This is a genomic window from Paraburkholderia monticola (assembly GCF_001580545.1).
GTDB classification, from domain to species: domain Bacteria; phylum Pseudomonadota; class Gammaproteobacteria; order Burkholderiales; family Burkholderiaceae; genus Paraburkholderia; species Paraburkholderia monticola.
The window spans coordinates 245,745-268,933 of sequence record NZ_LRBG01000001.1 but is presented as its reverse complement, the minus strand read 5'-3'; the positions used below and the strand labels follow the sequence as shown (position 1 = coordinate 268,933).

At 64.2% G+C, this 23,189-nt stretch carries 17 protein-coding genes; 4 read left to right on the top strand and 13 right to left on the bottom strand.

Annotated features, from left to right (window positions below):
* Window positions 1-47 precede the first annotated feature (47 nt).
* Window positions 48-479, top strand: a complete 432-nt coding sequence (locus CI15_RS01235; protein WP_062123479.1) for a hypothetical protein — start codon at window positions 48-50, stop codon at window positions 477-479.
* Here the strand turns inward: CI15_RS01235 and CI15_RS01230 are convergent.
* From CI15_RS01230 to CI15_RS01195, 8 genes are all read right to left on the bottom strand, one after another.
* Window positions 476-1,384: a DUF1571 domain-containing protein gene (locus tag CI15_RS01230; RefSeq protein WP_062123476.1), complete on the bottom strand. Its 909-nt coding sequence runs from the start codon at window positions 1,382-1,384 to the stop codon at window positions 476-478. The genes CI15_RS01235 and CI15_RS01230 overlap by 4 nt on opposite strands.
* A 65-nt stretch (window positions 1,385-1,449) precedes the next feature.
* A complete protein-coding gene (locus tag CI15_RS01225; protein WP_062123473.1) occupies window positions 1,450-3,237 on the bottom strand; it encodes an AMP-binding protein in 1,788 nt (595 codons plus the stop codon).
* Between the two features lie 36 nt (window positions 3,238-3,273).
* Window positions 3,274-4,575 (bottom strand): acetyl-CoA C-acetyltransferase, encoded by a 1,302-nt coding sequence (locus CI15_RS01220; RefSeq protein WP_062123471.1) that lies wholly within the window; start codon window positions 4,573-4,575, stop codon window positions 3,274-3,276.
* 61 nt (window positions 4,576-4,636) lie between these two features.
* Window positions 4,637-5,572: a MaoC/PaaZ C-terminal domain-containing protein gene (locus CI15_RS01215; RefSeq protein WP_062123468.1), complete on the bottom strand. Its 936-nt coding sequence runs from the start codon at window positions 5,570-5,572 to the stop codon at window positions 4,637-4,639.
* Between the two features lie 14 nt (window positions 5,573-5,586).
* The gene (locus tag CI15_RS01210) at window positions 5,587-7,002 is read right to left on the bottom strand and encodes a 3-oxoacyl-ACP reductase (protein ID WP_062123465.1); all 1,416 of its coding nucleotides are present in this window, start codon (window positions 7,000-7,002) and stop codon (window positions 5,587-5,589) included.
* A 144-nt stretch (window positions 7,003-7,146) separates the two neighbouring features.
* Window positions 7,147-9,645, bottom strand: a complete 2,499-nt coding sequence (locus CI15_RS01205; RefSeq protein WP_062123462.1) for an acyl-CoA dehydrogenase — start codon at window positions 9,643-9,645, stop codon at window positions 7,147-7,149.
* 39 nt (window positions 9,646-9,684) lie between these two features.
* Window positions 9,685-10,464 carry a TetR/AcrR family transcriptional regulator gene (locus CI15_RS01200; RefSeq protein WP_062123459.1) on the bottom strand — a complete coding sequence of 260 codons (780 nt, stop codon included), beginning with the start codon at window positions 10,462-10,464 and terminating at the stop codon, window positions 9,685-9,687.
* Between the two features lie 411 nt (window positions 10,465-10,875).
* Window positions 10,876-13,080, bottom strand: a complete 2,205-nt coding sequence (locus CI15_RS01195) for an OsmC domain/YcaO domain-containing protein (RefSeq protein ID WP_062123456.1) — start codon at window positions 13,078-13,080, stop codon at window positions 10,876-10,878.
* 704 nt (window positions 13,081-13,784) lie between these two features.
* Here CI15_RS01195 and CI15_RS01190 point away from each other — a divergent pair.
* Both CI15_RS01190 and CI15_RS01185 read left to right on the top strand, forming a co-directional pair.
* Window positions 13,785-14,315 carry a hypothetical protein gene (locus CI15_RS01190; RefSeq protein ID WP_153041032.1) on the top strand — a complete coding sequence of 177 codons (531 nt, stop codon included), beginning with the start codon at window positions 13,785-13,787 and terminating at the stop codon, window positions 14,313-14,315.
* 33 nt (window positions 14,316-14,348) lie between these two features.
* Complete coding sequence (locus CI15_RS01185) at window positions 14,349-14,831, top strand: class I SAM-dependent methyltransferase (protein ID WP_062123450.1); 483 nt, start codon at window positions 14,349-14,351, stop codon at window positions 14,829-14,831.
* A gap of 477 nt (window positions 14,832-15,308) precedes the next feature.
* Here CI15_RS01185 and CI15_RS01180 read toward each other — a convergent pair whose 3' ends face one another.
* Complete coding sequence (locus tag CI15_RS01180) at window positions 15,309-16,559, bottom strand: MFS transporter (protein WP_062123447.1); 1,251 nt, start codon at window positions 16,557-16,559, stop codon at window positions 15,309-15,311.
* 270 nt (window positions 16,560-16,829) lie between these two features.
* Entirely contained in the window at window positions 16,830-18,131 is a 1,302-nt protein-coding gene (locus CI15_RS01175) for an MFS transporter (protein WP_062123876.1), read from the bottom strand.
* Between the two features lie 327 nt (window positions 18,132-18,458).
* Here CI15_RS01175 and CI15_RS01170 point away from each other — a divergent pair, with 327 nt between their 5' ends.
* Complete coding sequence (locus CI15_RS01170; RefSeq protein ID WP_062123445.1) at window positions 18,459-19,853, top strand: hypothetical protein; 1,395 nt, start codon at window positions 18,459-18,461, stop codon at window positions 19,851-19,853.
* A gap of 17 nt (window positions 19,854-19,870) precedes the next feature.
* Here the strand turns inward: CI15_RS01170 and CI15_RS01165 are convergent, their stop codons facing one another.
* From CI15_RS01165 to CI15_RS01155, 3 genes are all read right to left on the bottom strand, one after another.
* Window positions 19,871-20,881 (bottom strand): aliphatic sulfonate ABC transporter substrate-binding protein, encoded by a 1,011-nt coding sequence (locus CI15_RS01165; protein WP_062123443.1) that lies wholly within the window; start codon window positions 20,879-20,881, stop codon window positions 19,871-19,873.
* Between the two features lie 187 nt (window positions 20,882-21,068).
* Window positions 21,069-21,746 (bottom strand): hypothetical protein, encoded by a 678-nt coding sequence (locus CI15_RS01160; protein WP_153041031.1) that lies wholly within the window; start codon window positions 21,744-21,746, stop codon window positions 21,069-21,071.
* 157 nt (window positions 21,747-21,903) lie between these two features.
* On the bottom strand, window positions 21,904-23,148 hold the full coding sequence (locus tag CI15_RS01155; protein WP_062123437.1) for a metal-dependent hydrolase family protein: 1,245 nt from the start codon (window positions 23,146-23,148) through the stop codon (window positions 21,904-21,906).
* Between the last annotated feature and the right edge of the window lie 41 nt (window positions 23,149-23,189).

Below are 23,189 nucleotides of genomic sequence, written 5' to 3'. Positions count from 1 at the left end.
CGGCCCGCGCGAACGCGCAGGGCCCACTGAATCGGACGTGCACACACATGGATCGACGCACTTTCATGCTGACCGGCGGGTGGCTCGCGACGGCCGCGGGCGGCGCATGGCCGTGGCTCGCGCAAGCCGCCGCGCGCGCCGATAACGCGCGCACGTTCGCAATCGTCGACTCGACGCTCGACTGCGGCGCATCGTTCGCGCGCTATGCCGCGCATCTTCGTTTGCCGACCTTCGAAACCGGCGACGACGCCGGCGCGCTGTGGTTCACCACACTCGCGCCGCTATTCGACGATGGCAAGACCCCGCAAGCACTTGCGTCGCTGATCGGCTTCACGCGCGCGTCCGATTATTTCGTCTTGCAACATCTCGCGCTTCGCACGACACGCTTCGTCGAGCACCGTCACGAAGCGCGCGAAGGGCGGCCGGCGCAATCCGCCTACGTGGCCTTCGCGCTGACGCCGCGCCACGCGCGTGACTAGAACTTATAGGACTTGTTCTTCGGATCGAACGTCGAGTCATCGAACGTCTTCGGCGTGATGTTCTCGAACACGATCCGCTCGAATATCTTGCCGTCGTTGTCGTAAGACTCGACGCTGCGAAAGAACGGATGCCGCAGGTCGAGCCCGAGCGTTTCCTTCTTCGCGTAGAACTGCGGCTGGCCGACCGGCGTTTCGAACGTGAAAGCGACGACGCGCACGCCGTCGATCGTCTTCACTTCGATCCGCGTCGAGCGCGGCAAGCCGGCCTCGGTGTATTTCTTGCCTTCGCTGAGGTATTGGTCGGCGATGTACTCGATGCCGAGATCGCGCACGTTGTGATTCGATTGCGAGCGCGCGAGCGCACCATCCAGCGACGTCCACAGCGGCATCACGTTCATGATGCCGCCGAGGTGGCCGTAGGTTTCGTCGCTGCGCTTCGATTCGTCGTAGATGATTTCCTGGCCCGCATGCTCGCCGTCGGGCAGCCACTTCGCGTAGATCCGCAGCGGGTCGTGCGCGACGCGCACGAGCATGTGATCGGGCTTGTCGGGCCACACGCCGCGAATCCGTTCGGAGCGCGACATCGTAAACTCGTACGACGGATAGCCGTTCGGCCCTTCCTTGATATAGCGCGGCAGCGCGAGCGGATCGAGCGACTGGAACAGCGCGACCAGTTGCGCGTCGTCGAGTTGTTCGAGCGCGCCGCTCTGCTGCGCGGCGCGCAGCCATTTGACTTGCCGGTCGAGCGTGAGCTTGCCGACCTGCGCAGCCGGCGTGGCGGGCGGTTTGACGGCGCTCGCGGTGTCGAGCGGGGGCGGGCGGTCGTCGTTCTGCGCGAAGGCTGTCGGCACTGAAAGCAGGGCGGCGCCGGCAACGAGCACACTGAGCAACGAACGGTGCTTCATGAATGCCTCCAGAAAGGTGCCACGGTCGATAAGGCAATAACGTAGCAACGCAAGCCTTATTCCCGTCAGGCAGACTTCTGCTTCGCGAGTTCCTCGTCGCGCAACGCGCGGCGCAGAATTTTGCCGACGTTGGTTTGCGGCAACTCGTCGCGGAACTCGACGAGCTTCGGCACCTTGTAGCCGGTCAGATTCTTGCGGCAGTACGCGATCACCTGCTCGGCGGTGAGCGTCGGCGTGCGCCGCACGATGAAGACCTTCACGCGCTCGCCCTGCGCGGGGTCCGGCACGCCGATCGCCGCGACTTCGCGCACGTCCGGATGCGCGGCGATCACGTCCTCGATTTCGTTCGGATACACGTTGAAGCCCGACACGATGATCATGTCCTTCTTGCGATCGATCAGCCGGATAAAGCCGCGCGAATCCATCACGCCGATGTCGCCGGTCGCGAGCCAGCCGTCGTCGTCGATCACTTTCGCGGTTTCCTCGGGCCGGTTCCAGTAGCCTTTCATCACTTGCGGACCTTTCACGCACAGCTCGCCCGCCTCGCCGATGTTGGCCCAACTGCCGTCGTCCTTGCGAAAGCGCACCTGGGTGGACGGCGCGGGCAGACCGATCGAGCCTTCGAAGTCGCGCAGATTGGTCAGATCGACCGGATTCATCGAGACGATCGGCGAGCACTCGGTGAGCCCGTAGCCCTCGACGATCGGCTTGCCCGTCACCGCCTTGAAGCGCTCGGCGACGGCTTTTTGCGTCGCCATGCCACCCGCCATCGCGAGCTTCAGGTCGGAAAAGTCACGCCGGCAGAATTCCTCGTTGTCGAGGAAGGCGTTGTAGAGCGTGTTGACCGCGGTCATGCCGGTGAATTTTTCGTGACGGATGATCATCATCACGCGCTTCATGTCGCGCGGATTCGCGATCAGGATGTTGCGACCGCCGAGCCCCATGAAGATCAGCGCATTCACGGTCAGCGAGTAGATGTGATAAAGCGGCAGCGGCGTGAGCACCGTTTCGCCTTCGCCGGACAGTTGCCCCGCGGCCCACGCCTTCGCCTGCAACAGATTGGCGATGATGTTCCGGTGCGTGAGCATCGCACCTTTCGCGACGCCGGTCGTGCCGCCCGTGTATTGCAGGAACGCGATGTCGTCGTGCGTCACGGCCACCGGGGTGAGCGGCCGCGCATAACCGGTCGCAAGCGCTTTCAGGAGCGGCACCGCCTGTGGCAGTTTGTAAGCGGGCACCATCTTCTTCACGCGACGCAGCATGAAATTGAGCAGACGCCCCTTCGGATTCAGGCCGTCGGCGAGCAGATCGCCGAGGCCGGTCACCAGCACGTTGCGCACCTTGGTACCAGGCAGTGCATCTTCGAGCGTCTTCGCGAAGTTCTCGAACACGACGATCGTCTGCGCGCCGCTGTCTTTGAGCTGATGTGCAAGTTCGCGCACCGTGTAGAGCGGATTCACGTTGACGACCACCGCGCCCGCCTTGATCGCGCCGAACAGCGCGACCGGATACTGGAAGGTGTTCGGCAGCATGATCGCGACGCGCTCGCCCGGCTGCACACCGATGCTTTGCAGGTACGCGGCGAACGCGGTTGCCTTGCGGCCCAGCTCGCCGTACGTCAGGTTCGCGCCGACGCTCACGTAGGCGACGCGCTCGCGGAACTGCGCGACGCAGTCGTCGAAGAACTGGCCGATCGACTCGTATTGCGTGACGTCGATGTCGCGCGGCACGTCGTGCGGGTAGGACGCGTACCAGATGCCGTCGGTGTTCGGCGCGCGAGTTGGTCCGCGGTTTGGTCCATCAGTGCCGCCTGCGTCGGACATTTGCAGCGGAGCCTGAATAGGCTGGGTCATCAGTCGTCTCCTGAGATGTTGGTATTCGTAGCCACGCTATCGTTCGAGAATCGCGACCACCCCCTGGCCGCCCGCCGCGCAGATCGAGATCAGCCCGCGCGCGCCGCCGGCCGGCTTGTCGAGTTGCGCGAGCATCTTCGCGAGCGCGGCGACGATGCGTGCACCCGTCGCCGCAAACGGATGGCCGGTCGCGAGCGAGCCGCCGTTCACGTTGAGCCTCGTGCGATCGATCGTGCCCAGTGCGCCGGCGAGTCCGAGCTGCGTGCGGCAATATTCGTCATCCTGCCATGCCGCGAGCGTACACAACACCTGGGCCGCGAACGCTTCGTGGATTTCATAGAAATCGAAGTCCTGCAACGCGAGGCCCGCGCGTGCGAGCATGCGCGGCACCGCGTAGGCGGGCGCCATCAGCAGGCCTTCCTTTTTGTCGAAAAAGTCGACGGCCGCCGTTTCCGACCAGCTCAGGTACGCGAGCACCGGCAAGCCACGCTCGGCCGCCCATGCTTCGCTCGCGAGCAGCACGGCGGATGCGCCGTCGGTGAGCGGCGTCGAATTACCGGCGGTCAGCGTGCCGGCATCGCGGTCGAACACCGGCTTCAGATTCGCAAGCTTTTCGAGCGACAGGTCGGCGCGCAGATTGTTGTCGCGCGCGAGGCCCTTGTACGGCGTCATCAGATCGTTGACGAAGCCGCGCGCATACGCGTCGGCGAGCTTGCGATGGCTCTCGTACGCGAGCACGTCCTGCGCCTCGCGCGAGATGTTCCAGCGCTTGGCCATCAGCTCGCAATGCTCGCCCATCGACAGCCCCGTGCGCGGCTCGACGTTGCGCGGCAACTGCGGCTTGAAGAACATGCCGGGCCGCAACTTGCTGAGCGCGCCGAGCCGTTGGCCGGTGCTCTTGCCGCGATTCGCTTCGAGCAGGATCTTGCGCATGCGCTCGTTGACGCCGATCGGCGCGTCGGAGGTGGTATCGACGCCGCCCGCGATGCCCGCGTCGATCTGTCCGAGCGCGATCTTGCCGGCGACGAGAATCGCCGCTTCGAGGCCGGTGCCGCAGGCCTGCTGCACGTCGTAGGCGGGCGTTTCCTTCGCGAGCGTGGTGGACAGCACGGACTCGCGCGTCAGATTGAAATCGCGTGAATGCTTGATGACCGCGCCCGCCGCGACTTCGCCCAGACGCACCCCATGCAGGCCGTAGCGATCGATCAGGCCTTGCAGCGTAAAGGTCAGCATGTCCTGATTCGATGCGCTCGCATACGCGGTGTTCGCGCGGGCAAACGGAATCCGGTTGCCCCCGACGATGGCGACGCGACGCACAGCGGGTTGCGGGTGGGACATGCTCGGCTCCTTTGGGTCGTGCCCGGGTGACAGGTCTATCGGCCTACGGTGCGCTCGCGGCTCATAGCAGCCGCCACTGCATGCGCCCGCGCAAATGCGGCTTGTCGCCGGCGATATCGCGCACCTCGAGATCGCGCTCGATCAGCGACGGCGATGCGCTCCACAGCGACGCTTCGCCCGGCAGCAGCATCGGCACCTTGAACTCGGCGCTGAGCGTCGCTTCGGCGAGCGGTTTCGGCGGCTGCAATGACGACGCGGCGCGCGCGAGCGTCCACATGCCATGCGCGATCGCGCGCGGAAAGCCGAACGCTTTCGCCGATAACGCGCTCATGTGGATCGGGTTGTAGTCGCCCGACACGCTCGCGTAGTCGCGGCCCAGTTGCGGCGCGAGCTGCCAGCGTGCGATCCGTTGCAGCGCATCGGGGCCGGGCGTCAGTGCCTGGAGTGGGTGGCCGATCGCCGGCACCGCGCGCTTCAGATAGATGCTGTCGCCGTCCCACACCGCCTCGCCGCGTCGAAAGATGCGCGTGTGCACGACGAACGCCTGGCCCTTGTCGTGACGCAGCAGCGCGCCGAATTCGACCTCGATGCGCAGCAGATCCTTGTACGCGAGCGGCCGGCGCAGCCGCACGTGATTGGCCAGATGCACGAGGCCGAGCGCGGGCCACGGAAACGCGGGATCGGTCAGCATCAGCAGATGCAGCGGAAACGCGAGCAGATGCGGGTAGGTGAGCGGCACGCCATGCTCGGGGATGAAGCCGCACACGCGCGCGTAGCGCCATACCGGTCCGGGGTCGAGCGCGACGGCGGGGCGCACGAGCCGCAGCGCCGGCAGCCGCGAGTCGCGGCCGCGTTTGACGATGCCGGTCAGCGCGCGCCCATACAACTTCGCCGGCGCGGGCAGCGTTTCGATGACGACGGTTTTCGGCCGCGCGCCGTCGCCGCCAGGCGTGGGCGCGGGCTGAAGGCTGCCGAACGGATCACCCGATTCGCTCATGCTGATGCTCCCGTTCAGGCGCCGATCAGGCTTTGACCGCACACGCGCACGACCTGACCCGTCACGCCGGCCGAGCCCGGATGCGCGAGCCATGCGATGGTCTGCGCGACGTCGACCGGCTGGCCGCCTTGGCTCATCGAGTTCATGCGGCGGCCGGCCTCGCGAATCGCGAGCGGAATTTTCGCGGTCATCTGCGTTTCGATGAAGCCGGGCGCGACCGCGTTGATCGTGATGCCGCGTGCGCGCAGATGAGGCGCCATGCTCTGCACGCGGCCGATCACACCCGCCTTCGACGTCGCGTAATTGGTCTGGCCGGGATTGCCCGCAATGCCGCTGATCGACGACACCGCAATGATGCGCCCGCCGTCGCGCAGGATGCCGCCCGCGAGCAGCGCCTCGTCGATGCGCTCCTGCGCGCTCAGGTTGATGTCGATCACGCTTTGCCAAGCGGTGTCGGTCATCTTCGCGATGGTCTTGTCCTTCGTGATGCCGGCGTTATGCACGACGATGTCGACCCCGAGCTCGTCGAGGGCGGCGGCGATCTGCGCGGGCGCTTCGGGCGCGGCGATGTCGAACGCGAGCGCGCTGCCGTTCAGCTGACGCATCGTTGCGTCGAGCGCATCGCGCGCGGACGGAACGTCGAGGCCGATCACCTGCGCGCCCTCGGCCGCGAGCACGCTCGCGATCGACGCGCCGATGCCGCGTGCGGCGCCCGTGACGAGCGCGCGGTGGCCGGCGAGCGGCTGTCGCCAGTCGAACGCGGGCGGGTTTTGCGGGAGCGCGCCGTGTGCCGCGATCCGCACCACCTGGCCCGACACATAGGCCGAGCGCGGCGACAGGAAAAAGCGCAGCGTCGCCTCGATGCCGCTTTCCGAACCTGGTTCGACATACACCAGATTCGCGGTGATGCCGCGCCGCGCTTCCTTGCCGAGCGAGCGCACGAACCCTTCGAGCGCGCGCTGGGCGGTCCACTGACGCGGGCTCGCGCAGGTCTCGGGCGGCCGGCCGAGCACGACGATGCGCCCGCACTTGCCGAGCGAGCGCAGCGTGTCGTGGAAAAAGCCGTGCAGCGGTTCGAGCAGGCTGCTGTCGTCGATACCGCTCGCGTCGAACAGCAGCGCGGCGAGCTTGCCCGGCGCAGCGGCTTCGGCCGGCTCGAAGCGGCCGGTCATCAGACCGTGGCGGCTGGCGAGCGGCACCCAGAGCCCGGCGCTTTCGTGCGCGACGCTCGTCATGCCGATGCTCGCGATCAGACTCGCGAGCGCGTCGAACAGGTGTGGCTCGCGGCCCGCGCCGATCGCGACCAGGCCGTCGAACTCGGGGCGATCCGCGCGGTAGCGCCGCAGCACCTCGGGCTTCGGCAGGCCGAGCGAGCGCGCGAGGCGGCCGCCGAACGGCGAGTTGACGAACTTCAGGTAGGAGTCGTTCATGTTATCGGTTGCTCCGCTGGACGCGCCGCGCTCAGCCTCTGGGGTGTTCAGGGGCGTTGGACGTGTGTCAGTGTGCCTTGAGTTGCGTGACTCCGGTACGATTTGCCGCGCCGCGTCGATAGTTTTTCCCCGTCGACCGGCTCATCAGGCCGCCAGTTCCAGGGCCTTTTCGAGCGCTTCCTTGCGCATTTGCAGACTCGCGAGCAGGTCGAAGTCGGCGGGGAAATCGTCGACCTTGACGACCTGCGCGGCATAGCGCGCGTAGTCGTCGAGCACGCGCCGTTCATCGGCATCGATGAAGCCCTGGCGCTCTGCCGTATCGGTCCACGCGGCGAGTTGCGGCAGGCTTTGCGGCATCGGTTCGAGTCGACCTTGCCGGAGCGCGTCGCGCAGCTTCTGCTCGATTTGCGTGAAGCGCGGATTCAGGGCGAATACGAGCTCGCCATAGCCGAGCGCGTCGACGTCGGGATGCGGCACGTACGAGCCGGCGACGAGCCGCTCGCGCGCGGCGCCCGGTGTTTGCATCAACTCGGCGATCTCGCCACCGAGCTGGTCGGACGGCTCGCGATGCGGCAGACCGAACGGGAACGCGAGCACGCGCACGAGCGTCGCGACGAGGAGGTTCGGGTAGTTCGCGAGCACGCCGTCGAGCGCGTGCTGCGCCCTGTAGAGCGCATCTTCGACGCCCCAGCGCACGAGCGGCAGGTCGTCCTGCTGACGGCCTTCGTCTTCGAAGCGCTTCAGGGTCGCCGAGATCAGATAGAGCTGCGACAGCACGTCGCCGAGGCGCGCCGAGATGCGTTCGCGACGCTTCAGCTCGCCGCCGAGCACCAGCATCGACACGTCGGCGAGCAACGCGAACACGGTCGACAGACGCGTCGCCGCACGATAGTACGCGTGGAGCGGCGCATGCGCGCGACGCGGCTTCGCGATCAAGGCGCCGCCGGTGAGCCCATCCACGACGCTGCGCACCGCATTCGACAGCGTGAAATTCACGTGACCGAAGAATGCCGCGTCGAACTCGCGCAAGGCCTTCGCGCGATCGGGCTCGCGCGTCGCGCTCATTTCCTTCAGCACGTACGGATGGCAGCGAATCGCGCCCTGGCCGAAGATGATCAGGCAGCGCGTCAGAATGTTCGCGCCTTCGACGGTGATCGAGACCGGCACCTGCTGATACGCGCGCGCCAGGAAGTTCGACGGCCCCATGCAAATGCCCTTGCCGGCCGTGACGTCCATGCCGTCGTTGATCACCATGCGTGCCCGCTCGGTGACGTGATACTTGGCGATCGCCGAAATCACCGAAGGTTTCTCGCCGAGGTCGACCGCCTGCGCGGACAGGCGCCGCGCGGCATCCATCACGTACAGATTGCCGCCCATGCGGCCGAGCGCTTCCTGGACGCCCTCGAACTTGCCGACGGCGGCGCGGAACTGACGGCGTATCGCGGCATACGCACCGGTGCCGCGTACCGCGAGCTTCGCCATCCCGACGTTCGACGACGGCAGCGAGATCGCCCGGCCCGCCGCCAGACACTCCATCAGCATCCGCCAGCCGTTGCCGACCTGGTCGCGTCCGCCGATCACCCAGTCGAGCGGAATGAACACGTCCTTGCCCGAGTTCGGGCCGTTCTGGAACACCGCGTTCAACGGCCAGTGCCGGCGGCCGATGTCGACGCCAGGATGATCGGTCGGAATCAGCGCGCAGGTGATGCCGGGTTCGTCGTTCGCACCGAGCAGATGGTCGGGGTCGAGCGCGCGGAACGCGAGGCCGAGCACCGTCGCAATCGGCCCGAGCGTGATGTAGCGCTTGTCCCACGTGACGCGAAAACCGAGTGTTTCGCGGCCCTCGTGCATACCCTTGCAGACGATACCGATATCGGGAATCGCGGCGGCGTCGGAACCGGCATACGGGCTCGTCAGCGCGAAGCAGGGGATCTCCTCGCCGCGCGCGAGACGCGGCAGATAGTGGTTCTTCTGCGCGTCGGTGCCGTAGTGCATCAGCAGCTCGGCGGGGCCGAGCGAGTTCGGCACCATCACCGAGACGGCCGCGGCCGAGCAGCGCGTCGCGAGCTTCATGATGACCTGCGAATGCGCGTACGCGGAGAACTGTTTGCCACCGTAGCGCTTCGGAATGATCATGCCGAGAAAGCCGCGCTCCTTGATGAACTGCCACGTTTGCGGCGACAGGTCCTGCCAGATCATCGTGGTGTCCCAGTCGTTAGCGAGGTCGCACAACTGCTCGCATTCGACGTCGAGGAAGGCTTGCTCTTCGGCGCTGAGCGTGGCCGGCCCGTAGCCCAGCAGCGTGTCCCAGTGCGGACGGCCCGAGAACAGCTCGGCGTCCCACCAGACCGTGCCGGCTTCGATCGCGTCGCGTTCGGTCGGCGACATCTGCGGCAGGATCGTGCGGAACGTATCGAGCGCCGGTTTGGCGAGCCATGCGCGGCGCAGCGGCCTGATCGTCAACACGAGGGCGGGGCACACCAGCACGATCGCGAGTAGTGTCGTGAGTAGCGGGCCTGCCGCGCCGCTGACGTGCGCGGCCGCGACCCAGACGATCAGCGTCGCGAGCCACCACGAGGCGCGGGCCTGAAAGTAGACGAGGGCAAGCGCGGCGATGAAGAGCGCCAGGATGAACCACGGCATGATGTTTCCTCCTCTGTCGATCTCTTGTGTGTGTCTCTTTTACGGTGACGCAATCGCCGCGCCACATGCGGATCGCTCTTCCTCTCCGCAAGCCATCGCGCAGTCCGCGGCAGCATCGCTTGCATCGCCGAGCACTGCGGCGAATGCGGCCAGTTGCGTGCCGTCCGGCAGCGGCGCCTTCAGTGCGGCGACCATCAGTGACGCAAGGCGCGCGATCAGTTGCAGATCGTTCATCGACTTGCCTTGCGAGAACTCGGCAATCAGGCTGTCGGTATCGGTGCCGGCGAGCACGCCCGAGAGCGCACCGATCGCGAAATGCAGCCGCCAGCCGAGTTCCTCGCGCGGCAGATGCGGCAGCGCGCGCTGGAACGCGTCGAAAAAACGCACCGCCACCGACTCGTAATGCGCGTTGAGAAAGTCGCGGATGAACGATGACGGATCGGTGTAGGCGCGCCCGAGCAGCCGTAGAAACGCCTTGCCGCCGACGCGCGGATCGCGCGACAGACGCAACGCCGGAATGAACATCGCGCCGAGCACGTGCTCGCAGGTGAGGCGCGCGCCGAGCATCGCGTCGAAGCGGTCGAGCAGTTTCAGGCGCTCGTGATTGAGCTGATCGAGCCGGCGCGAGAGCATCGAATGAATCAGCGATTCCTTGCTGCCGAAGTGATAGTTGACCGCAGCGAGATTGACTTCGGCGCGCGAAGTGATCTGGCGCAGCGACATCGCCTCATAGCCGCACTCGATGAACAGTGTCTCGGCGGTGTCGAGAATGCGTGACTTCGTATCGCCGGCATGTCGGCCGGTGGTGCGAACTGCCATGTTGCGTCTCCCAGTTGCCGGGGCTGCCGGCTCGCAAACACGTGATTCAAATCGGTATTTGAAACGATCGTTTTTTTCAGGATAAGAAAGGAGGGGCGCTTCGATCAAGGGGCGGGGTCGACTAAGTCCTCTAGAAGACTCGGGGAGGGCATGCTGGCGAGGCGCGGCGCGTGATGCGGCGCGGAAAATAGAAAGGTTCTTCCTGGATTATCGGGGAGACCGCTTGCGGACAGGCTCCTTGGAGGGTACGTACACGCCTCGGCACGGCGAACATCGGCGACGCGTTCGCGCGAATCGTCGTATAGGCTCTACGAAACGATTCGACAGGCACAGATGATCGCTCAGGTAGCAAACAGGTGTTTTCGAGCGGGGGATGAACGGTGTCATTGCGTCCATCCATGACTCGCAACCCTACTTCGGTGTAGCCGCCGCGTTGGCCCGCGCCTTGTGCAGTTTTTTGTAACTGTCGATCAGGCGGTGGTGCCTGTCGAGGCCCTCCAGTTTCATACTCGTCGGCGTTAAGCCGTAGAAGCGCACGCTGCCGTCGACTGACCCCATTACCGCATCCATCCGGGCGTTGCCAAACATCCGGCGGAAGTTGACCTCGTAGTCGTCCAGATCAAGGTCGTCATCGAGCAGCACCTCCAGCACCACGTTCAGGGCCTGGTAAAACAATCCGCGCTCGGCTGTGTTGTCGTTGTACTGCAGGAAGGCTCCCACCAGCTCCTGCGTCGCCTCAAATTGCTGCAAGGCGAGATTAATAAGCAGCTTCAACTCGATAACGGTTAGCTGCCCCCAGTCCGTATTCTCGTCAAATTCGATGCCGATCAATGTGGCGATATCGGAATACTCATCCAGTTCACTGTTATCCAGCCGCTCAAGCATTGCTGCCAGGGCGACATCGTCCAGACGGTGCAAGTTCAAAATATCAGCGCGGAACAACAGCGCCTTGTTTGTGTTATCCCAGATCAAATCGTCTACCGGATAAACTTCAGAATAACCCGGCACTAAAATCCGGCAGGCGACGGCACCCAACTGGTCATACACCGCCATGTACGCCTCTTTGCCCATGTCCTCGAGAATTCCGAACAAGGTTGCCGCTTCCTCGGCATTGGAGTTTTCCCCCTGGCCAGAGAAATCCCACTCGACAAACTCGAAATTCGCTTTGGCGCTAAAAAAGCGCCACGACACTACACCGCTGGAATCAATGAAGTGCTCAACAAAGTTATTTGGTTCAGTCACGGCGTTACTGACAAAGGTGGGCTGAGGTAAATCGTTCAGGCCTTCAAAACTGCGCCCCTGTAGCAATTCGGTCAGACTCCGTTCCAGCGCCACCTCAAAGCTCGGGTGAGCGCCGAATGAGGCAAAGACACCGCCTGTGCGCGGGTTCATCAATGTGACGCACATCAGCGGGTAGACCCCGCCCAGCGATGCATCCTTTACCAGCACAGGGAAACCCTGCTCTTCCAACCCCCGAATCCCGGCCAGAATGCCGGGGTATTTCGCCAGCACTTCCGGCGGCACATCGGGCAGTGCGATTTCACCCTCGATGATTTCACGCTTTACCGCCCGTTCGAAAATTTCGGACAGACATTGCACCTGCGCTTCGGCCAGCGTATTGCCGGCACTCATGCCATTGCTGACGAACAGGTTCTCGACCAGGTTGGACGGAAAGTACACCACTTCGCCGTCCGACTGCCGCACAAACGGCAGCGAACAGATACCGCGCTGCACATTGCCGGAGTTGGTGTCGTACAGATGCGAGCCACGCAACTCGCCGTCGGGATTATAAATCTCCAGGCAATACTCATCCAGAATTTCAGCCGGCAGCGCATCCTTGGGTCCGGGCTTAAACCAGCGCTCGTTCGGGTAATGTACAAACGCCGCATTGGCGATGTCTTCGCCCCAGAACGTACCGCCATAGAAATGGTTGCAATTCAGGCGCTCGATAAACTCTCCCAACGCCGACGCCAACGCGCTTTCTTTGGTCGATCCCTTGCCATTGGTAAAACACATCGGCGAGTGCGCATCACGGATATGCAGCGACCACACATTTGGAACGATATTGCGCCACGAAGCAATTTCAATCTTCATGCCCAAGCCCGCCAGAATGGCCGACATATTGGCGATGGTTTGCTCCAACGGTAGATCCTTGCCCGTGATATAGGTGCTGGCGTCAGAAGCCGGCTTCAATGTCAGCAACGACTGAGCATCGGCATCCAGGTTTTCTACCTCTTCAATGACAAACTCTGGTCCGGCTTGCACCACTTTTTTCACCGTACAACGGTCAATAAACCGCAAAATACCTCGGCGGTCTACTTCCGAGATATCCGGCGGCAACTCAACCTGAATCTTGAAAATCTGTTGGTACCGGTTTTCCGGATCAATAATATTGTTCTGCGACAGGCGGATATTTTCCGTAGGAATATTGCGATTTACGCAGTACAACTTCACAAAGTAAGCTGCACACAAGGCCGATGAAGCCAGAAAATAATCGAATGGGCCAGGCGCGGAGCCATCGCCTTTATAACGGATAGGCTGATCGGCCACTACCGTGAAGTCATCGAACTTGGCTTCAAGACGTAGTTTGTCGAGAAAATTGACTTTAATTTCCATGGGAGAATCCTAAAACGGTGCTCAAAATGATGTAGCCGCTATTATCCGTCACCCGGTGCAGTTGCTGTTGCAGATTGCTAGCGGTGGCCACTGAAGCGCTGGTGCTCTCCGTCAATTCCGCTAGCGCCGCTTTGCCCCTGGAGCACGAACCCACTGCCCGGAACGACGGACAAAGCGCGGCGCCATAACACTCTCACCGCCATCAGTACGAACAGTGGTGGAGGCCGCCGAAGAAACATCTCGAGTGCGAAACCGCCTGGCGTTTTTGATCTGCGCGCTGAGATGTCCGCGGTTCGAGGCGATGATATGCAGCGCTCAGACTCGCTTGCGGTCACAACTGGACCCGCGGATCGGGACCGCTCCAGATCGTTGGTTCCAGTTCGAACGGCCGTTTTGGAGAAATCCGGTCGACTGCTGTCGGTCGACTACTGTCCACCGCGCGGGACGGCGGTCGGCCATGAGCGGTCATTCCCACTGCTGCCGCAAACGACCGTAGACTGGCGCCAAGCTGACGTTACGGCTGTCGCGATGCGTGAATTCTGTGGGGCTCCCCGTTGTCGTTAATGGGTCAAATGAGCAGGAGTATCTATAGAGCACCAGCAGCAAGTGGTAGCGTCCGGCGCGAGACTTCTATCCGATGCGTGGAGTTGTTGTGCGTCGCTGTCTGCCAGACTTTACGTGCCCCATTTCAAGCGACATCATCCATGCACGATACCGCGATGGAAGAGAGTTGCAAGGATGTTCCGACGCTTGTCCGGAGATGCGTGGCACTCGAAGCGGCCAAAGCGGATACTGCCCGCAGGCTGGACGAGGCACTGGAGCGTATCCAGGCGCTTGAAACGTCTACTTGCTGGCGCATTACCGCTCCGATCCGAACCGTCAAGCGAGTCCTCTTTGGTTTGCGAACCCCCGCGTCACCCGAGGCGCTAGCCGATATGTCGGGACATCCCGACAAAGGCGCGCCGCCCACTCCAGTTATCGTTGCCCTGACACCGGCCAGCGCGGAAAATACTCCCTCGGTCGCGCTGGCCTTCGCGGGCCGCGAGGGGGGCGATTCTGCCCAAGACGCAAGCAAGCCTAGCTCGCTCGCTGACGAGTCTCCAATTCACCATAAAGCCAAGTCAGAAAGCCACGTAGTATTGCCCTCGGATTTCGATGCCGACCTGACGGGAGACGTTACGAGTTCCAATAAGCTGTCGCTGAAGGAAACCTATCAGGGCTGGGTCGATCACTGAAAGAATGCAGTCCCGGAAGACCACGACGTGGCAATGGAGATGGCGGTCGGCGGGTATTTCGACGCCATGGGCCCCATTCAGGCCGCTCTGGTAAAGAAATTCGGGCTCGGTGAGGACGGCTATCTTATCGATGTAGGTTGCGGCTCAGGACGTCTTGCCAAGCCCCTCTCGAAGATTCATACGGGCCGTTACTTCGGCTTCGATCTGGTACCAGAACTTGTCGCCCACGCCAAGAAAATCTCTGCACGTCCCGACTGGAAATTTGGCGTTATCGACCACATTGCTATCCCGGAAGAAGACCGCGCAGCAGACGTCGTATGCTTCTTCTCAGTTCTCACGCACCTGCTGCACGAGCAATCGTACTGGTACCTCGAAGAGGCGCAACGGATCCTGAAGCCGGGCGGCCGGATCGTGTTCAGCTTTCTCGAGCTCGACCAGCCGCCCCATTGGCCAATCTTCGAAGCAACGTTGAAAGATGCGAAGAACGGCGGCGATCAACCTCTTAACGTTTTGTAGATAGACTCGGCATACTGACGTGGGCGAAGCACCTCGGAATGCAGGTGGCAAGCATCCACGATCCACTAGAGCGCGTCGTGCAAGAAGGCGCGCTTGGCCAATCTATCTGCGTTCTGCAAAAAGTCTGATAATCGCCGCCGCAGGCGGCGGCGGATCTCATTGTGATGTTGTCGCTTGGTCAAGGACCGCGCCGAGAGGAACTGACGGCGTGCGTCTGGACTTTGCTTCTCAGTACTCCGGACAGGCTCAACGACACGACGGTCGATAACGAACGTGGCAGTTTTCGGGGCTGCGCAGCAATCACCGGAAATGACCTTCGCTTGCCTGCTGCCTCGACAGGTATAGCTGCCGCTATGCCTTGCAAACGGCCCTCACTAGTATGCGCTCGACGGGGCTCACCCAGCCCCAACCCGTTAGCGCGTATTGTCGTCGTGGCGGCTTGAACCGCCTTTGCGGTTACGGTGCCGCCCCAAGCCCCTAAACCCGCCCCCCAACCGCACCCCCCGACGCTTCCGCCCCAACAACTTCACGCGCGGACTGCGTCATGTCGATACCACGACGCTCGCGGCTGAACGGAATCAGCGCGCAGATCACGACCGCGACGATGCCGATCACGACCGCCATCACGAGCGCGTAGTCGTTGTTGTGCAGCTCGGCGATTTTCGATTGCAGCGGACCGTTGACCGACGCGATCAGATTGCCCAACTGATACACGAGACCGGGGAAGGTGGCGCGGATTTCATCGGGCGAGATTTCGTTCAGGTGCACCGGGATCACGCCCCAGGCGCCTTGCACCGAGATCTGCATCAGGAACGCGCCGAGCGCGAGCAGGATCGGCGTGCTCGAGAAGGCCCACACCGGCAGCACCGGCAGCGCGATCAACGCGGCGATGAAGATCGCGCGCTTGCGGCCGATCTTCTCCGACGCCCAGCCGAAGAACAAACCGCCGCAGATTGCGCCGATGTTCAGCGTGATCGTGATCAACGACACCGTGTGCGCGTCGAACTGGTGTTGTACGCGCAGGAAGGTCGGATACAGATCCTGCGAGCCGTGCGAGAAGAAGTTGAACGCGGTCATCAGGATGATCGCGTAGAGCGACAGGCCGATGTTCTGCTTGAGCGTCGTGACGAGGCCGGGGCGGACCTTCTTTTCGAGCGTCCGGAACGCGGGCGACTCCGGCACGTGCGCGCGAATGTAGAGCACGAGCAGCGCGGGCAGCACGCCGACGAAGAACATGCCGCGCCAGCCGATGTATTGATAGAACAGGCCGAACACGATCGACGCGAGCAGGTAGCCGCTCGGATAACCGGCTTGCAGCAGACCCGAGACGATGCCGCGCGACTTCGGCGGCACGGTTTCCATGGTCAACGCGCCGCCGACACCCCATTCGCCGCCCATCGCGATACCGAACAGCGCGCGCAGCACGAGCAACGTCATCAGGTTCGGCGACAGACCGGAGAGCAACTCGAGCAGCGAGAAGCACGCGATGTTGACCATCAGCGTCGGACGGCGGCCATACTTGTCGGCGAGCCAGCCGAAAATCAAGGCGCCGAGCGGACGCATCATCAAGGTCAGCATGATCGCGACCGCGACCGATGGAATGTCCGTATTGAATTCCTGCGCGATGTCTTTCAATACGAACACCATCAGAAAGAAATCGAATGCGTCGAGCGTCCAGCCCAGATAGGCGGCGATCGTGACGTTTCTCTGTTCCCGAGTCCAGCTCATTGATTGTTCTCCTGAGTCTCCACAAGCCCGTGTTTGACGACGGACGGCATCATTGGTCTCGCGCCTTATGCGAGGCGACTTCCGGCGAGTGTACGCCGAGCGTTAAGCGTCTGCATGGTTGAAGCCGTTTTTATCCGTGTTAATCCGGAGAGCAAGTTTCGTGCTGAATTAATAATGAATGTTTAATGTCGGTTAAATGTAATAATAAATTCAATTTACGTTCGATTTTTGTAATACCTATTGGGCATCGGCGAATATTTTTCAACAGGTTTATGGCCATGGCGTTTTGACCGGTCGACTGCGGTTCGAAGGTGGACGCTGCACGCCGTCCGCATCTCGCAACGTGGGCGCGAAGCCGAGCCATAGCACCAGCGAACCCAGCGAGACCGCACCGAGTGCGACGAACGCGCCGGCATAGCCGAAATGTTGCGCGAGCTCGCCACCGAGCAATGGACTGAGCGCGGCGCCGACACCTTGAGCGGTCGCCGCGGCGCCTTGCGCGACATTGACGCGGCCGGTACCTTCCATCAGCCGCACCACGAACGCAGGCACCGCGACGCTTTGGAGACCCGCGCCGATGCCGTCGAGAAACTGCACGGGCCACACGCCCGTGGCGTCCATCATCAGTGCGGCCAGTACGCCGCGCACGGGCAGGGCGAGCCACGAGATCAGCAGCACCCACCAGTAGCCATAGGTCCGCAAGAGGCGCGGGGCGAGCCATGCCGCGCCGACCATCACGAGTTGCGCGACCACGATGGTCTGCGCCGTGAAGGTGCTCGGATTGCCGCGATGCGCGGCGACGACGCCCATGCCATAGAGCGGCAGCATCGCCGCATTGCCCAGATGAAAAAGCGCGAGCGACGCGCCGAGCAGCACGAGCGGCCGATTGCGCAGCATCGTTCGCAGGCTGCCCGCATGCGGCGGCGCGCTCGCGGGCGGCGGGGTATCGCCTGGTTCGCTGACGACGGTTTCTGCGCTGCGGCGGCGCACGTCGCGGGGTTCGAGACCGCGCGCGCTCGCGTAGTCGATCGAGTCAGCCGGGATCAGCGCCACGCTGACGATCGCGAGCACGACGAACGCCGCGCCGAGCGCAAATACGGCGGCGAAGCCGTAGCGCCAGCCGAACCATCCCGCGAGCGCCGCGCCGACGACATTGCCGGTGTGATTTGCCATCTGGTTGCGCCCGAACTGCCGGTCGAAGCCGGCGGCGCGCACGATGCCGAGCGTGACGCCGGCGACGGCCGGCAGCAGCACCGAGGCGCTGAGCGCCGCCAGCATCTGCGAAGCGAGCACGGCCGTGTAGGCGCGCGCGGGCAGTAGCGCGAGCGACGCGAGCGTGGTCACGACCGTCGCCGCGACGATCAGTGCGCGCTTCGACCGGGTCGAGTCGACGAGTGCGCCGGCGAACGGCGTGGCGGCCAACGCGGCAAGGCCGGCCAGCGTCATCACGGAACCGATCTCGTCGGCATGCCAGCCGCGCGCGAGCAGATACACGCCGATGAACGGGCCGATGCCCGCCTGCACGTCGGCCATGAAGAAATTGAGCGCTTCGAGCGCGCGGGCCGGTTTCATGGCCTTACGCTTGCCGTCGGTCCGCGCGTGTTCGTGCATCCCGGACAGCATGGCTCGCGCTCCAGAAGGAGAACGAAATAACCAGGTAAGGCCGCTTTCAACGAGCAAGGATGCGGCACGTCGGTTCCGATTTTCAACTGCTGCTGTGGCATGGCATCCTCGTCCAGGGGGCGGCGGGCGAACGCTCGCCTCACGCTGACGCGGCGATCGAGTGGCTCCGCCGGACTGATCCAGCACAATGCGCGCCAGCCACGCGCGGATAGCCCGAGCGCACGCGGCACCGAACCTTCATGTACAGTTACCTCGCCAACCTATCGACATATCGCCATGTCCGTGAAGTCATCGCCGTCATTGCTGGACGAGACGCTCGACGCCGTCGCGCGTCGTTATCGTCTGCCGGCGCTCGCGGCGCTCTGCGCGCCGCCGCGGGGGGCGAGTCCCGTCGCCGTGCTCGCGCTCGCGATCGAGCAGGCTCGCGAGGCACTCGCACGTGGCGAAGCACCGGATGCGGCGAGCGAGCGGCTCTTCGTGGAGGCGCTCGCGCGCATGATTCGCGAGGCGATGCGCGAGGAAGCCGGCGACCCGGTGTTCCAGGCGATGCTGCTCCGGCATCGCAACGCAGTGGTGCGCGAGTACGCGTCGCTGGCCGCGCACGCGAACGTCGATCGCCGGCTGATTTACGCGGCCGTCAACGCGATCGCTCATCCGGCCAAACAGCAACGGCTGCTGCCGGGCCCGCACCGCGATGCGTTGGCGCGACTGCACGCGCTCGCGTTCGCCGAGGCGTGGCCGGAGTTGGGGGTGGCCGTGCAACGATGCATCGAGACGCCCTCGATCGCGCACGAAGCGGCGCTGCAGCGCGGCCTCGCGCAATTGCTCGAGAGTGCGGCGTTGCATCGGTTGCAGCGTCTCGTCGCGCTCACCGCCGATGAGCGCGTGCGTCACTACCAGTCGCTGTGGGATCGCCAGGGGCCGCGTCCCGGCAGCTCGACCGCGGTCGCACGAGGCTTGAGCTCGAAGCAGCGCGGCGCCGCGGTCGAAGCATCGGCCACCGATGCGCTCGACGCGCTCGCAAGGCGCCTGAACGACGCGCAGGGTGCGTATGCCACGTACCGGGTGGTGAACTCGATGCGCGTGCCGGCCGCGATTCCCGCGAGCCACGAGCGCGCGAAGACCGAGTGGGATGTGGTGCTGCTGAGCCAGGCGAAGCCGCCAGCCGACCCGACGACGTGGGATGTGTGCCTGCTCGTCGAAGCAAAAGCATCGGTCGATGCGGCCACCACCGATCTGCCGCGGCTCGTGCGCGGACTGACGCTGCTGGCGCACGCGGATGCGCATACCGTGTACTCGTTCCGGACGCACCAAGGGGCGGTGCGGCTGAGCGGCGCGTCGCTCGCCGCGCTAGCAGGCGACGCGGCCGCGCTGCGCAGGACTGTGCTCTATTGCTGCGACGCGCCCGTCGAAGCGGCGCCGCGCGTGTTGAGTCCCGCGAGCCGGATGCAACTGCTGTCGGCCCACGCCAGCCTCGAATTCGCGGGCGCGCTGACGGACGGGCGCGATGCCGAATGCGCGGACCTCGAACCGGTGTGGCGTCAGTTGCTCGAATCGCCGAGATGGCGGCCCGTGCTCGACCAGTATGCGACGCTGCGCGAGGTCCGCGAACTGATGGTTCATCCGGAAGACTTGCGGGCCGCGGTCGATATCGCCACGCAAGAGGGCTGAACGCGGCCCGGTGCCTCTCACGCGCCGATCGGCTTCGCCTGTCCTGCCGCGAAGTCCCAGTACAGCGCCTCTTTCGTCTCGACTGGCGCGGGCAGCAGTCCCGCGCGATAGAACGCGTCCGCGATGGTCTGCTGCTCGGCGAAGTTGCGCGGCGCGACCGATCGCACGAGGTAGCTGCGCCGGGCGTTCGCGCGTTCGATCGTCGCCGCGTCGAGACCCCACACCGGCGCGAGCGTGTTGGCGGCGTCGAGCGGATTCGCGCGCAGCCAGCCACCCGCCGTTTTCAACTGGTCGAACACGGTCTCGATGATCTGCGGATGCGCGTCGGCGAACGTGCGCGACGCGAGATAGTAGCGCTGGTAGGACGCGAGGCCCGCGCCGTCGCTCAGCACGCGCACGTCGCCGTCGCGCTCGACCGACGCTACATAGGGATCCCAGGTAATCCAGGCATCGACACTGCCGCGCTCGAACGCGGCACGCCCGTCGGCCGGGCTCAGGTAGTTCACGCCGACGTCGGCGGGTTTCAGCCCCGCGCGCGCGAGCGCCGCCAGCAGCAGATAGTGGCTGCCCGCTGCCTTCGTCACCGCGATGCGGCGGCCTTTCAGATCGGCCAGCGTGCGCAGCGTGCCGTCTTTCTTCACGATGATCGCCTGCGCGCCCGGCGAGGGCGCTTCCTGTGCGACATAGACGAAGCGCGCATGCGCGGCCTGCGCGAAGATCGGCACGGTGTCGGCGACATCGGCGCTGAAATCGACGGCATCGACGTTCAGTGCTTCCGTCAGCGGCAGTCCGCTCGCGAACTCGTTCCATGAGATGCGCACGTTGAGCGGCGCGAGTGCCTGTTCCAGCGAACCGCTTGCCTTGAGCAACGTGATCAGCGTCGAAGACTTCTGATAGCCGATGCGCAACGCGACAGGCGTTGCGCTGGTGTGGGTGCCGGTGGTCTGCGAGAAACCGCGAGGAGCGTTGGCGGCCAGTAGCGAGGCCAACGCGAAGCGGGTGAATGCGCGTCGTGTGATTTGCGCCATGGCGCGGGCGTCCTTTCGAGCGGTGGAAGCGGGGAGAATCCACCATCGTAGCAACGCGCCATGGTCACGCTAACAGATGGATCGAGCTATCGATCGCACCGATCGTCATAAGCGGCAAGCCGGGGCGGCCATCGGCCTGATCGCCCAAACCAGACCGGAGCTTGCAATCGCCGAGGTGGCGATGCCCTTATGGACGCGTGACGACCACCGTGGACTCGGATTCATACGCAATCTGTACGCGACTATGGCGCTTCAGAGATTGCATCACTTTCACGAGTTCGGGGCGGCTGACCCGGACCGAATGCGCCATCCCCGTCTTGTCCTCGACCGTCAGCAGGTTGAGCTTGTGATCCACGCCGGTGACTTCGGCCACGCCCCGGAAGACTCTGAGAGCCTGAAACTGCATCAATTCAGTGCCCGGCGAAGACCGGGTCAGCTTAACCGTGCGATCCAGGCGCGTGAGCGGTTCGCCTTTCGCGATGGAGAGCTCGGTGACGTACGGCTCGAGATAGTGGGTGGTGACCTTGTCGCCGACCTTGAGGATCTTAAGCGCGTCCTCGTGATCTTTTGCGTTGAAACTCAGATCCTCGCGGCCGGGGACAGTCACGACGACGATCGCGTTTTTCTGGTCGATCAGGCTGATGGTGCCGCTCTCGCTGTCAACCGACGCGCCGCTCGGGACGGCTTGCGCCGCCGACGCCGCGGCGGGGTCGGCAGCGCCGCACTCGGGAATCCATAGGGCGGACAAGCCGAGCGCCGCCACCAGGCAAACACAACGGCGAGTAAGGGGGAGGGAAAGGCTTGGATTCGATCGGAACGGCATGGCAGTCACCTTGTGCGTCAGGTTGTTGTTCGCGATGCACACGTTGCGCGCGGCCAGCTTTCATCTGCTGGTATGGGACTTCCGCGCACCATTCTGGTCCGTCTTTGGAGGTACTGGATATCAGTGTAGGACTTTCAGGCGCATTTTCCTCCCTGGTTCGCATTTGTACCGGCAAGCGACACTGCGCGGGCGCGCCGGTTCAATGCAATTCGTTGAACTCGACGCGGCCGCCCTTCATGACGAGCGGGATGTGCTCGCCTTGGCCGGCGAGGCAGCTCAAGTCGCGGAACGGGTCGCCGTCGACCACCAGCACGTCGGCATAGGTGCCCGGTGCGAGGCGTCCGAGCTTACCCGTCATGCCGAGAATTTCGGCGCCGATGGTGGTGGCGCTGCCGATGATCTCGGCGGGGCTCAGCACTTGCGCGCGGATCGCAAACTCGTCGCTTTGCATCCGATGACCCGGTCCGAGCAGATCGGAGCCGAAGCCCATCTTGACGCCGGCGCGCTTGAACAGCTCCAGCGACTTCAAGCCGCCTTCACGCACGATGTCGATCTTGGCCGCGCTCTCGGCCGAGAGGCCGAAGCGCACGCCCTCGATATGCAGTGCCTCGTAAGCCACCAGCGTGGGGACCACGTAGGCGCCGCACTCGGCCATCAGCGCGGCGGTCGGCGCATCGATCAGATTGCCGTGCTCGATGGTGCGCACGCCGCAGCGCACCGCGCGCTGGATCGATTCGGCCGTGTACGCATGCGCCATCACATAGGTGCCGCGCGCCTCGGCTTCGGCCACGACCGCGCGGATCTCGTCCTCCGAGTAGCCGAGCGCGCCGACCGGATCGGTCGGCGAGGCGACGCCGCCGGAGGCCATGATCTTGATCTGGTCGGCGCCCATCTGCAGTTCTTCGCGCACCGCGCGGCGCAAGGCGTCGACGCCGTCGACGACCCGGCTCAGCGCGCCGACGCGCACGCAGCAGTTGCAAGGCGCGTCGCCGGGCATGAAGTCGGTGCGAGCGCGTCCGTCGCCGTGGCCGCCGGTCTGGCTGAGCGCGCGCCCGGCCACGAACAGGCGCGGCCCTTGCGCGAGGCCCATTTCGACCGATTGCTTGAGCGCGAAGCCGGCGCCGCCCGCATCGCGCACGGTCGTGAAGCCGCGCCGCAGGATCCCGCGCATGATCGGCAACGCCTTGAGGGTGACGAAGACGTTGGGCATGCTCACCTGGCTCGGCAGATCGAACTGCGTCGCGACCATGTGCGCGTGCAGGTCGATCAGGCCCGGCATGATGGTCTTGCCTTTGAGATCGATGACCTGAGCGTCGGGGGCATCGATCGGCTGCTGCGATACTGCCTTGATCGTGTCGCCTTCGACCAGCAGGTCGTGACCCGGCTGCAAGGCCTGCTGCAGCGGATCGAGCAAAGCGCCGTTCTTGAACAGGATGCGGTCCATATGTTGTTCCTTGGGTTGCCGGGCGCGGGCGTGCGGTGCGC